The 12,230-nt window shown below is 65.7% G+C and carries 5 protein-coding genes and 1 tRNA gene; 4 read left to right on the top strand and 2 right to left on the bottom strand.

Features of this window, described 5'->3' with window-relative positions; all coding sequences use genetic code 11:
• The first annotated feature begins 219 nt into the window (after positions 1 to 219).
• Entirely contained in the window at positions 220 to 3,432 is a 3,213-nt protein-coding gene (locus NUW51_RS08980) for a TonB-dependent receptor (RefSeq protein ID WP_265587962.1), read from the top strand.
• 136 nt (positions 3,433 to 3,568) lie between these two features.
• Here NUW51_RS08980 and NUW51_RS08975 read toward each other — a convergent pair.
• Positions 3,569 to 3,644: transfer RNA gene (locus tag NUW51_RS08975), tRNA-Thr, on the bottom strand.
• Between the two features lie 167 nt (positions 3,645 to 3,811).
• On the opposite strand from NUW51_RS08975, the gene NUW51_RS08970 reads away from it, so the two are divergent.
• The 3 genes from NUW51_RS08970 (at position 3,812) to NUW51_RS08960 (ending at position 11,968) form a co-directional block, all read left to right on the top strand.
• Positions 3,812 to 6,370: a hypothetical protein gene (locus tag NUW51_RS08970; RefSeq protein WP_265587183.1), complete on the top strand. Its 2,559-nt coding sequence runs from the start codon at positions 3,812 to 3,814 to the stop codon at positions 6,368 to 6,370.
• A gap of 94 nt (positions 6,371 to 6,464) precedes the next feature.
• Positions 6,465 to 11,108 carry an NAD-glutamate dehydrogenase gene (locus NUW51_RS08965; RefSeq protein WP_265587182.1) on the top strand — a complete coding sequence of 1,548 codons (4,644 nt, stop codon included), beginning with the start codon at positions 6,465 to 6,467 and terminating at the stop codon, positions 11,106 to 11,108.
• 8 nt (positions 11,109 to 11,116) lie between these two features.
• Positions 11,117 to 11,968 (top strand): ATP-grasp domain-containing protein, encoded by an 852-nt coding sequence (locus NUW51_RS08960; protein ID WP_265587181.1) that lies wholly within the window; start codon positions 11,117 to 11,119, stop codon positions 11,966 to 11,968.
• A gap of 1 nt (position 11,969) precedes the next feature.
• Here the strand turns inward: NUW51_RS08960 and NUW51_RS08955 are convergent, their stop codons facing one another.
• The gene (locus NUW51_RS08955; RefSeq protein ID WP_265587180.1) at positions 11,970 to 12,221 is read right to left on the bottom strand and encodes a ribbon-helix-helix domain-containing protein; all 252 of its coding nucleotides are present in this window, start codon (positions 12,219 to 12,221) and stop codon (positions 11,970 to 11,972) included.
• Between the last annotated feature and the right edge of the window lie 9 nt (positions 12,222 to 12,230).

Genomic DNA, 12,230 nt, shown 5'->3' with positions numbered 1-12,230 from the left:
CCTCTCCACCTGTAACCCGAGCGCAACACTTCCTTTACGCAAACTGGCTTAAGTCCGCACGAAATAACGGAAAAGAGGCAAATTGTGAACGTTCATCTTTTGCTTGTGAACGATCACAGCCAACATTAAACCTGAACCGTCAAAATTCGCGCGATTCCAGCGCTTCGCCAATAAATCGGGGAGGATCTTTTGGCTACCGAAGAGAAGAACTTGTTTAGCATGCGTATGCTCGGCACCGCGTCGAGCTTCGCGATGGTCATGGCCTTGTCGCAGCCCGCTTATGCGCAGGACGCGAGCGATCCGGCGCAGGCCGAGAACGAACCCGAGGAACTCGAGGGCACCGATGCACCGGTGATCGAAGAGGACGATACTGTCGTCATCACCGGCTTCCTCAAGAGCCTCAACACCGCGCAGGACATCAAGCGCGACGCCGACACCTTCGTCGACGTCATCACCGCCGAGGACATCGGCGCGCTTCCCGACCGTTCGGTCGCCGAATCGCTGCAGCGCGTCCCGGGCGTCAACATCAGCCGCTTTGCCCAGCGCGACGACCCCGATCGCTTCAGCGTCGAGGGTTCGGGTGTCATCATCCGCGGCCTTCCCTACGTCCGGTCGGAACTCAACGGACGCGACATCTTCTCGGCCAATGGTGGCCGTAACCTCGGCTTCAACGACGTTTCGCCCGAACTGCTGGGCCGCGTCGAAGTCTACAAGAACCTCACCGCCGACATGGTCGAGGGCGGCATCTCGGGGACGGTCAACCTCGTCACCCGCAAGCCGCTCGACAACCCCGGCTTCAAGCTGGCCGGCACGGTCGAGGCGAACGTCGGCGATCTCGCCGAGGAATGGTCGCCCGGCTTCTCGCTGCTGGCGGCAAACACCTGGGACTTCGAAGCCGGCACCATCGGCCTCCAGGTGGCTTACGCCCAGCAGGAACTGGTGACTCGCACCGATGCGAGCCAGATCACCGACCCTTGCTATCGTGATCCCGATCTTGGCGCCGACGACCTGTGCTACCGCACCATTGATGCGGGCAGCGGCGGTCTGAGCGGCGATCCGCTCGGCCCCGACGAATTCGACCCCAGCGGCCTCGTCATCGCGCCCAAGGGCGCCGGTGTCCGCACCACCACGCTGACCCGCGACCGCAACGCCTATTCGGGTGTCGCCCAGTTCGAAAGCGCGGGCGGCGAGCTGCTCATCACCGCCGAATATATGCGCGCCGAGACCGAGGGCAGCCTCGAGGAATTCGCCACGCTCGCGCTCGTCAACGACGATCGCTACGTGCCGGTCATCGCGCCGGGCACCAACCCGGTTGTCATCGGCAACCAGCTCGTATCGGCGACCTATACCCAGCTGAGCGAATTCGACATCGTGGGTATTCCGACCGAGAACGTGCGTTTCCGCCAGCAGGACGAAGCGATGACCGAGGATTTCTCGGTCGACGTCGACTTCGCGCTGACCGATCGCCTGCGTGGTAATGTCGAATATCAGTATCTGAATTCGGATCGCAGCCTCGACGGCATCATCACCGCGATGAAGACCTTCAGCGACCTGTATTTCGACAATTCGGGCGAAACCCCGGTCGTGCAGTTCCTCGAGGCCGGTTCGGGTGGCAGCGGCACGCCGCTGACCGCCAACCAGGATCCCGAAGGCACCCTCTTCTGGTTCCACCTCGACGGTCGCGGTCGCAACAATGCGAACCTCAACAGCTTCAAGGCCGACCTTGAATATGATCTCGAGGCCGGTCCGATCGAGCGCGTGCGTTTCGGCGCCCGTTGGGCCGAGCGCAACCAGATCAGCCGTGGTGCTTACTATCAGGTGTGGTCGAACTTCGGCGATACCTGGTCGACGCGTAACGGCGACTGGAACTGGTCGCAGAACGATCCCGATCGTTTCTACGGCAACGGTGGCGGCGCCTATGTCGTCGACTTCCCGAGCCAGGCGTCGCTGTACGACCCCTATGGCGACAATTTCCAGCGCGGCAACGTGCCGACTCCGGCCGGCGCGGGCTTCTTCTACGGCGGCGACGACCTGCTCGAAAAGTATCTCGCTGGCACCCTCGAAGGCGAATTCCAGCCGATCCAGGACTTCACCCGTTCGGATCAGGCGCGCGATCTCATCGCGCTCGACGAGAATGGCGAGCCGATCTTCGCGCCCGCCAACATTCAGCGTATCGGCGAATCGACGCTCGGCCTCTACGCCCGTGCCGATTACGAGATGGAGTTCGACAACGGCTGGGTGCTCGATGGCAACTTCGGCGTGCGTTACGCCGACACCAGCGTGCGTTCGGACGGCATCCTGAGCTTCCCCGATGCCAGCATCATCGACGCGCCCAACGAGGTGGCCGGGGTGAACTACGGCGGCGACGGTGACGGCGTGGCGGAAATCTCGGATCTCGAGAACCGTTGTGCCAACGTGCCCCCGGGGGCGACCTTCGCCAGCTATTGCTCGCTGCCCGAAGAGCGTCTCGGTGAATTTGTGTCGGCGCTGAACGGTGCGCGCACCGACATCGGCACCGGCCAGACCTATGACAATTGGCTGCCGAGCTTCAATGCGCGTCTCGACATGAATAATGGCATGATCCTGCGTGCCGCCGTGTCGAAGGCGATGACGCGTCCGGACCTCGCCGCGGCGGGTGTCGGCGGCGTGCTCGGCGACAATATCAACAACCTCGTCTCTGCCGGTACCGAAGCCTCGGGCCCGCTCTTTGGCTTCAACGCGGGCAACCCGTTTGTGCGGCCGATCCAGGCATGGAACTACGACGTGTCGTTCGAATGGTATTGGGACACGGTCGGCTCGCTGACCCTGACCGCCTTCATGAAGGACATCGACGACGTCATCATCAACGGTGCCGTGATCGAGGAACTGGTCAATACCGACAATGGCGAGACCTACGAGGTCATCGTTACCGGTCCGCAGAACCTCGAAAGCGGTCGCCTGAAGGGTGTCGAAGTCGCCTACCAGCAGGTGTACGACTTCCTGCCCGGACCGCTTGCGGGTCTCGGCTCACAGGTCACCTACACCTATGTCGATGGCGGCGAGTTCTTCAACGACAACCCCGGTGGGCAGAGCCCGCTGGCGCAGGGTCTCCCGCTTGCCGGCATTTCGGAGCATACGGTCAATGCGACGGTGTTCTACGAATATGGTGGCCTGTCGGCCCGTGCCGCCTACAATTGGCGCTCGGAGTTCCTGCAGACCCCGCGCGACGTGATCTTCCCCTTCTCGCCGATCTACGGCGAGGCGACGGGCCAGCTCGACGCGTCGGTCTTCTATGCGCTGACCGACAACATCAAGGTCGGGGTCCAGGGTGTGAACCTCCTCGACGAGGTGACCCGGACGTCGCAGCTGATCGATTACGACGGCTCGCGGATCACGCGTTCGGCGTTCCGCAACGATCGTCGCTTCTCGTTCCTCGCGCGCTTCGACTTCTAGTCGAACCCGCGGGTCAGCGATCCGACAAGAAGGGGTCCCGGTTCGTCCGGGGCCCCTTTTCGTTGCCATCGCCGACAGGCAAGGATGCGCATGACAACACGCATCGGCGCGGCTTGTACGCATGAATGGAAGGAAGTGGTGCCGCAGAAGGGACTCGAACCCCCGACCCCATCATTACGAATGACGTGCTCTACCAGCTGAGCTACTGCGGCATCGCGGTCGGCCCGGGAAGGGCCACGCGGATGCGCGCCTCTACCAAGGTGCGATGGCCACTGCAAGCCTTGGCGACAAGCGACTGGTTGATCGGTCCTTAACGCTTTTTTCAGCCCGCATCCCCATGCTCCCACGCTGACGTCAATGAGAGTCGGGGTGGGCCCAGATGCACGCGGATCAGAAGCAGTTCGACAATGGCAGCCAGGCCGCGATCGCCGACCGGCGCATGCAGGTGCGCGCCTATAATTATTGGTATTCGTTGCTCGATGGCCGCGACTTTCCCTCGATCGACGATCTGAAACCTGCCGATTTGCAGAATTTCGCCGTCAACAGCGTGCTGATGGACTTCACCAATGGCGCCGAGGACCCTGCGCTCCCTTATGTGGGTCAGGCGATCCGCAACCAATGCGACATCGGCGAATCGATCGAACGGCTGAGCCAGGTGCCCGCCGATTCGATGCTCGGCCTCGTTGCCGAACATTATGAGCGTTTGATGGAATGCCGCGCCCCCGTCGGGTTCGAGAGCGGCAGTGCCGAGGAAGTCGGCGACGGCCCGCTCTATCGCGGCATCCTCATGCCCTTCTCGTCCGACGACAAGACCATCGACTTCGTCTACGCGGTGATCAACTGGAAGACCGCCGAGCAGCGCAAAGAAGAGGCCGAGGCCAAGGCCCGCGCCGAGGAAGAAGCGGCAGGCGAGATGGAAGATCTCGACGCGCCCGCGCCGGTGCCGCAGGGCGACGGCCCGCAGGCCGAGGCGCCCGAGGAAGAGACGGCGAGCGATGCGGCGGGCGACGACGCTGCCGCCGCCGCCGGGGTCGGCGAGATTCTCGCCGCTGCCGAGGAAGCGCTTGCCGAGACGATCGCCGCCGCACCCGAGGACGACCAGATCGCTGCTGAAGTCTGCGCCGACGCGGCAGGCGACATCGAGGAAGAGGTCGTCCACGCCGAAGAGGGCACGCCTGTCGCTGATGAGCCGATGGTGCTGTCGGACGAGGTCGAACCGCTCACGCTCGACGGGCCGGTGGCCGATGACGCGCAGGACGATGACGCGATTGCCAAGGTCGCCGAAGACGAAGCGGCGCCCGGCATGGTGGCCTTCGACCCGGTCGAGCCCGAGGAAGAAGAGCGCGCCGCCGACGGTGCCGATTATGCCGCGCTGGCCGCGGTCGACCTGCCCGACGACATGGGCGATGAGGGCGAACATGACGAGATCGGCGACGAGAGCGGCTATGCCGAACTGACCGGTCGCTACGAGAAGATGGAACGGCCCGACCCGCTCGCCGACATGGGGTTGGAAGACGACGTCGACGATCCCTTTGCGCTCGGCGATGATGCGCCGGCCGAAGCCCAGGACCTCACCGAGGAAGCGCCGCTCGATCACGACAATGCGGTGATGTCCGAGGAAGAGGAACCGCTCGACTTGGGCGATGCCGAAATGCTCGAGTCGGACGCCGAGGACGAGGGTCCCGCTTTGTCCGAAGACGGCGTGATTTCCTTCGCTCCCGCCATGCCGGAGGAGGAGGAAGCCTCCTTTGCGCCGCGCCCCGCGGCCGAGGCTGACGATGCGGCCGAAGCGACAGCGGATGAGGAGGTGGACAGCGAGGTCGACGTCGAAGAGGCCGCCGAAACCAACGTCGTCTCCGACGATGACTCAGCACCTGAAGTCGAGGCGGAGGCTTGGGACGATGAAGACGACGACGAACTCCTGCTGTCCGAAGAGGCAGATCTGTCCGAACCGGTCGAGGACGACCCGCTCGACCTCGCCGTGGAAGATGAGTTAGTCGACGAGACCGATGTCGATGCAGACGCCTCCGCACCGGCCGAAGTCGAGGAAGCGGCGTGCGATGGCGAGGATACCGCGTCCGAGCAGGTCGTGCCAGACGAGCCTGTCGCTACGGACGAGACGCTCGATGAGATGACCGAACAGCCGGCCGAGATCGAAGCGGCGTTCGAACGCGTGGAAGCGGTCGAGGCCGACCCCGAGTTCGAAGACGGCGTGGCCGACGTGGAAGCCGAGCCCGAGCCAGTTGCCGCGCTCGACGAAGTCGACGAACCCGATGACGCCAAGGCCGAAGACGTCGCCGAAGCCAAAGCCGAAGACGTCGCCGAAGCCGACGACGAACCCTCGCAGCTCGAGACATGGCTCGAGGCGGCGCGCGAGGCCGCCGCGCTGTCCAACGACGCGGACAGCCGCAGCCGTTCCGCGCTCTACCGCGCGCTCGGTCAGGCCTATGATTTCAGCCTCGTTGCCGAGGCGGAGCCCGATCACTATGCCGCGCTCCTCGAGGCCGCCGAGCTGACCGTGCAGGCGCGCGCGCCCATGACTCCGATCGTCAAGCTTGTCTTCGGGGTGGATTACGACAAGACGCGCCTCACCGAATTCGCTGCCGCTTTGTCCTATGGCCACCGCGAGGGCCTCGCGCAGGGCGAATTCGAAGCCTTTGTGAGCGAGGCCGAAGGCGGGCTCAAGGGGCTCGTCGCCGCCGAACGCGCCCTGAAGCGCGGCGAGGAGGTGCCCGCCGCGGGCGGCCCGAGCCGCGCCGTGGAAGCCGCGGCCCGGCGCCTTCGTCAACGCGATGCGATCGACCTTGAACGCCTCGGTGCCAACGAGGAGTTCGCGCTGGTGCTCGTGCGCCGCGACGACAGTGGCGCGCATCGCCCGATCGCCCGTGTGATCGATCACAAATTGGTCGAGCGCGCGATCGTCAAGGCAAGCCGCTAAAAAGCCTCGCAAACACTGGCCGTTTCCCCCTTGTGGTGCCCTTTGGCGCGGGTCTATAGCCCGCCGCCAATCAGGATGCGTCAGGGAAGAGGGCATGTCGGATAAAGGGATCGATCCCGCGTGGGTGGAGCTGCTCGAACAGGCCATGGAGGCGAGCGCGCTTCCCGGCGATCTGGACGGCTATGGCCTCGAAGACCTCGAGGATGCCGCGCGCTTCGTCGCGGCGGCGGCGCGCCAGCGCAAGGACGGCCAGCTCAATCTCGAGCTTGAAAGCTCGGGCGGCGAGGCGGGCCAGCGGCGCATGCGCCTCGCGCTCGTCAACAATGACATGCCCTTTCTCGTCGACAGCGTGGCGGGCGCGATCGCGGCGCGCGGCCTGTCGGTCTATCGCCTGCTCCACCCCATCATCCGCGTCGCGCGCGATAAGGACGGCTGCATCACCAGCTGGGGCGGCGAGGACGGCACGCCCGAAAGCCTCATCTTCATCGAACTCGACCGCGCCGATGCGCGCGGGCGCCACGATCTGTCGGTCATCCTGCGCGACGTGCTCGAGCATGTCCGCGCCGCGGTGCGCGACTGGAAGGTCATGCTCGCCGAGATGGCGCGCGATGCCGACCGGCTGCGCGAACCGCGCCCCGAGGCGGCGGCGTTCCTCGACTGGTTGGTCGCCGACAATTTCACCCTGCTCGGCCATCTGCTCGTCGGCGAGGACGGGACGCCGGGCGAGGGGCTCGGCATCCTGCGCGACGGTATCCATTTGTGGGACCAGAGCGTGGTCGCCGCCGCGATCGAGGCGCTGACCAGCGGCGGACGCTCCTATCTCATCCTCAAGGCCGACCAGGTGTCGCCGGTGCATCGCCGTGTACCCCTCGACGTCATCATGGTGCGCCGCGACGACGGCATCTCGATCCACGCCGGCCTGTGGACCTCGGAAGCCTTGCGTGCGCCGGCGGCCGAAGTGCCGATCCTGCGCCAGCGGTTGGAAGCGCTCGACAAGGAATTGGGCTTCTCGCCCGCCAGTCACGGCGGCAAGGCGCTGACCCACGCCATCTCGACGCTCCCGCACGACCTCGTCATCAGCTTCGAGGAAGAGGAAGTGCGGCTCGCCGCGCTGACCGCGATGAGCCTCGCCGACCGCCCGCGCCCGACATTGCTCGTGCTGCAGGGCGCGCTCCAGCGGCATCTCTACGCCTTCGTATGGCTGCCGCGCGACGAGCTGTCGACCGCGCGCCGCATGGCGGTGGCAATGATGCTCGAGGACGAGGTCGGCTCGCCGATTTCCTCCTGGTCGGTCGAATTGGGCGACGGCGAATTGGCGCTGCTGCGCTATACCATGGCGACCGATCCCTCGATGCCGCTGCCCGATGTCGATGCGCTCGACAAGGCGCTGGTCGAAATGGTGCGCGGCTGGGCCCCCGCGGTCGAGGCCGAGTTGATCGACGAGGTCGGCGCTGGCCGTGCCACCCGCCTCGCGCTGTCCTACCTGCCGGGCATGCCCGAAAGCTATCGTACGCGCACCACCCCGCGCGAGGGGGCGCTCGACATCGCGCGCATGTCGGCGCTCGACGAAAGCCTCGATGAACGCAGCGTGCGTCTCGTGCGTGCGCCGCACGAGGCCGCCAACCGCCTGCGGCTCAAGACCTATCGCGCCAAGGGGATCATTCCCTTGTCCGAGGCCGTCCCGGTGCTCGAATTTTTCGGCTTCCACGTGCTCGAGGAAATCCCCACCGCGCTCGCCGACGGCGCGCTCGGCTATGTCCACGACTTCCATCTCGAATTGCCCGAGGGCACTGACATGGACTCGATCATGGAGCGCGCCTCGGTGATCGAGGAAGCCATTGCCGAGGTGATGGCGGGCGAGGCGGAAAATGACGGCTTCAACAGCCTCGTCCTGTTCGCCGGCCTCGAGCCGCGCTCGGTCGTGTGGCTGCGTGCCTGGTTCCGCTACATGCGCCAGATCGGCGTCGCCTTCGGCCTCGCCACCGTGGTCGAGACGCTGCAGGAAGCGCCGATGGCGACCGCCTCGCTGATCGAGGCGTTCATCGCCGCGCACGATCCTCATGCCGAGGATGATCGCGCCGCCTCGATCAAGCGCGCCCTGCGCAATTTCGACGATGCGCTGTCGATGGTGCAGTCGATCGACGACGACCGCATCCTCCGCCTTTTCCGCGCGCTCGTCATGGCGACGCTGCGCACCAACGCCTTTGCGCTGAAGGAGGGCGAATGCCTCGCCTTCAAGTTCGACAGCGGCAAGATCCCGGGGCTTCCGGCGCCCGTCCCCTATCGCGAAATCTGGGTCTATGGCCCGCGCGTCGAGGGCATCCATTTGCGCGGCGGTCCGGTCGCGCGCGGGGGCCTTCGCTGGTCCGATCGCCGCGACGACTTCCGCACCGAAGTCTTGGGCCTCGTCAAGGCGCAGCTGGTCAAGAATGCCGTCATCGTGCCGACCGGCGCCAAGGGCGGCTTCTTCGCCAAGCAGCTGCCCCCGCCGACCGACCGCGAGGCCTGGTTCGCCGAAGGCACCGAAGCCTATCGCACCTTCATCCGTTCGCTGCTGTCGGTCACCGACAATATCGTCGATGATCGTGTCGTTCATCCCGACAATGTCGTGATCCACGACGGTGACGATCCCTATTTCGTCGTCGCCGCCGACAAGGGCACCGCGACCTTCTCCGATGTCGCTAATGCGATCGCGCTGGAACGCGGCTTCTGGCTCGGCGATGCCTTCGCTAGCGGCGGCTCGAACGGCTATGACCATAAGGCGATGGGCATCACCGCCAAGGGCGCCTGGGTGTCGGTCCAGCGCCACTTCCTCGAAATGGGCGTCGACGTGCAGTCCGAGCCCATCGACGTGGTCGGTGTCGGCGACATGTCGGGCGACGTGTTCGGCAACGGCATGCTCTTGTCCAAGGCGATCCGCCTCGTCGCCGCCTTCGACCATCGCGACATCTTCATCGACCCAGAGCCCGTCCCCGCCTTGAGCTGGGAAGAGCGCAAGCGCCTGTTCGAGATGGGCCGGTCGAGCTGGCAGGACTATGACAAGGCCAAGCTGTCCAAGGGCGGCATGATCGTGTCGCGCGGGCAAAAGTCGATCAAGCTAACGCCCGAGGCGCGCGCCGCCATCGGCATTCCCGAGGACGCCGAAGACGATCTCGCCCCGCAGGCGATCCTGTCCTACATCCTCAAGGCACCTGCCGACCTTCTCTGGTTCGGCGGCATCGGGACCTATGTGAAGGCCTCCTCGCAGAGTAACGCCGATGTCGGCGATCCGGCCAATGACGCGATCCGCGTCAACGGCAATGAGCTGCGCGTGAAGGCGGTGGGCGAGGGCGCCAACCTCGGCATCACGCAGGAAGCGCGCATCGAATTCGCGCTTTCGGGCGGGCGCATCAATACCGACTTCATCGACAATAGTGCGGGCGTCGATTGCTCGGACAATGAGGTCAACATCAAGATCCCGCTCAATCGCGAGATGCGCGAGGGGCGTTTAGGGCTCGAAGAGCGCAACGCGCTGCTCGCGCGCATGACCGACGAGGTCGGCGCGCTCGTGCTCGAGGACAATCGCCTGCAGGCGCTCGCGCTGTCGGTGGCCGAAGCACGCGGCGCGGCGGGTCTCCCGGGCTTTGTCCGCACCATCGAGATCCTCGAGGCCTCGGGCCGGCTCGACCGCCGCGTCGAGGGGCTGGCCAGTTCGGAGGCGCTGATGCGCCGCGGGCTCGACAATGTCGGCATGACCCGCCCCGAACTGGCGGTCGTCCTGTCGATGTCGAAGATGGCGTTGCAGGACGCAGCGGAAAAGCTCGACCTCGGCAGCGATCCGGCGCTCGAGGGCGAATTGTTTGCCGCCTTCCCGCGCGAGATGATCGCCGAGCACAAGGAGGCCGTTGCCGCCCACCGGCTCGAGAATGAGATCATCGCCACCAAGGTCGCCAACCGCCTCGTCAATCGCCTCGGACCCTCGATCGCGCTCGACATGACCGAGGAGGAAGGCGTCGCGCTGGGGCAGGTTGCGGTGGCGTTCCTCGTCGCCGAGCGGTTGCTCGGGCTGAAGGCGCTGTGGGCGCGTATCGAAGCGGCCGAGGTCGACGAGGCCACCCGCATCGAACTGTTCGCGGTCGCCGCGCGCTCGGTGCGCAGCCACTTGTCCGACATCCTGCGCTCGGCGGGCGCGGAGATGCGCGTGTCGAAGCTCATCGACCTGTTCGGCCCCGGTTTCCAGGCGGTCGAGACCGCCACCGAACGCCTCATCCGCGCCGAGGTGCGCAACGAGGCGCAGGCACGGCGCGAGCGGCTGACCGGCATGGGGGCCGACCCCGTACTCGTCGATGCGCTCATCCACCTCTACGAGATGGACGGGGTGTTCGGGCTGGCCGCGCTGGGCAAACGCAAGGGCACCGACGTGCTGTCGCTGACCGCCGCCTATACGCGCCTCGGCGAGGCGCTCGGGCTCGACTGGGCGCAGCAGCAGCTCATCCGCTATGTCCCCGAGGACAATTGGGAACGCTTGCTCGTCGCCGGCCTCGCGCGCGATTTCGAGCAGTTGCGCATCGATTTTCTCGCCAAGGTGCTGCGTGGCGGCGCCGAGGTCGAGGAAGCGATCGAGCAGTGGATCACGCGCAACGAGCCGCGCATCGAGCAATTCCGCCGCCTCGTCGACCGGGCGCAGCGCGCTGGCGGCTCGACCACTCCGATGCTCGCGCAGATCGCCAACCAGGCGCGCATCCTGCTCGCACGGTAAGGACCCTCATGCGGATCGCCATCCTCACGCCCTCGCGCTGGGAGGCGCAATTTTATGCCGCCGAACTGGAGCGCCAGCGCGCCCTGTTCGAAGGCGCGGGGCATGAGGTGCTCGACCAGCGCTGGAACGAGGCCGACGACACCTTCCTGCGCGGCGTGGATGCGGTGCTGCCGCTCATCGCCTGGGGCTATCACTTGGACGGCGGGCGTTGGTTCGACCTCATTGATCGCATCGCCTTCCGAAAGGTCGCCTGCGTCAACCACCCTGCCATCCTGCGGTGGAATTCGGACAAGGCCTATCTTTCCGAACTCGCCGACAAGGGCGTCGCGGTGGTGCCGACGATCGAGGCGCATGGCGAGGAGGAAGGCGTGCTCGCGCGCGCGGCGGCGACGTTCAAGTCAGACAAGCTGGTCGTGAAACCGCGCCTCTCGGCGAGCGGGGAGGGCACCTATGCGCTATCCGCGAGCGATGCGCTGCCCGAGGATGTGCGCGATAGGCGCCTTATCATCCAACCCTTCCTCACCGAAATCCTGACGGGCGGCGAGATGAGCCTCCTTTATTTCGACGGTCGCTACAGCCATGCCGCGGTCAAGCGCGCCAAAGAGGGTGAATTCCGGGTCCAGCCCGAGTTCGGCGGGTCCGAAGAGGCGGTCGAGGCACCACCCGAGGCGCGCAAGGTCGCCGAGGCCGCGCTCGCCTGCGCACCGCAGCCGCCCGCCTATGCGCGGGTCGACCTCGTCATGACCGAACAGGGACCGCTGCTAATGGAATTGGAGCTGATCGAGCCCGACATGTTCCTGCGCTACGCCCCCGACGAGGGTGCGGCGTTCCGCGATGCTGTCCTGAAGCGTCTCGCCTGATCTATCGCGCGCGGGCGATCGGGCCCTCGATCATCAGCCATTGCCGGATCGCACTCGCCAGCCCCGTGCGCGGCGCGCCGGTTTCATCGAACCGGGTAAGGTCGATCCGCGCGACCAGCGCGTTCACCGGCAGATTGCGTTCGGCGGCGGCGACCTTCAGCGCTTCCCAAAACAAGGGTTCGAGGCTGATCGATGTCTCGTGGCCGCCGATGGTGACCGAGCGCTTGGCGACGGGATCGGGGGTAAAGGACATGGGGCTATC

The sequence above is a fragment of the Sphingomicrobium arenosum genome (assembly GCF_026157085.1).
In the GTDB taxonomy this organism is placed as follows: domain Bacteria; phylum Pseudomonadota; class Alphaproteobacteria; order Sphingomonadales; family Sphingomonadaceae; genus Sphingomicrobium; species Sphingomicrobium arenosum.
Note: the sequence above shows the minus strand (reverse complement) of the source record. Positions and strands in the feature narration are given on the sequence as shown.

Coding starts and splice junctions, on each gene's coding strand:
- NUW51_RS08965 (WP_265587182.1), top strand. CDS start 6,465: ATGTCGGATAAAGGGATCGATCCCGCGTGGGTGGAGCTGCTCGAACAG.
- NUW51_RS08955 (WP_265587180.1), bottom strand. CDS start 12,221: ATGTCCTTTACCCCCGATCCCGTCGCCAAGCGCTCGGTCACCATCGGC.
- NUW51_RS08980 (WP_265587962.1), top strand. CDS start 220: ATGCGTATGCTCGGCACCGCGTCGAGCTTCGCGATGGTCATGGCCTTG.
- NUW51_RS08960 (WP_265587181.1), top strand. CDS start 11,117: ATGCGGATCGCCATCCTCACGCCCTCGCGCTGGGAGGCGCAATTTTAT.
- NUW51_RS08970 (WP_265587183.1), top strand. CDS start 3,812: ATGCACGCGGATCAGAAGCAGTTCGACAATGGCAGCCAGGCCGCGATC.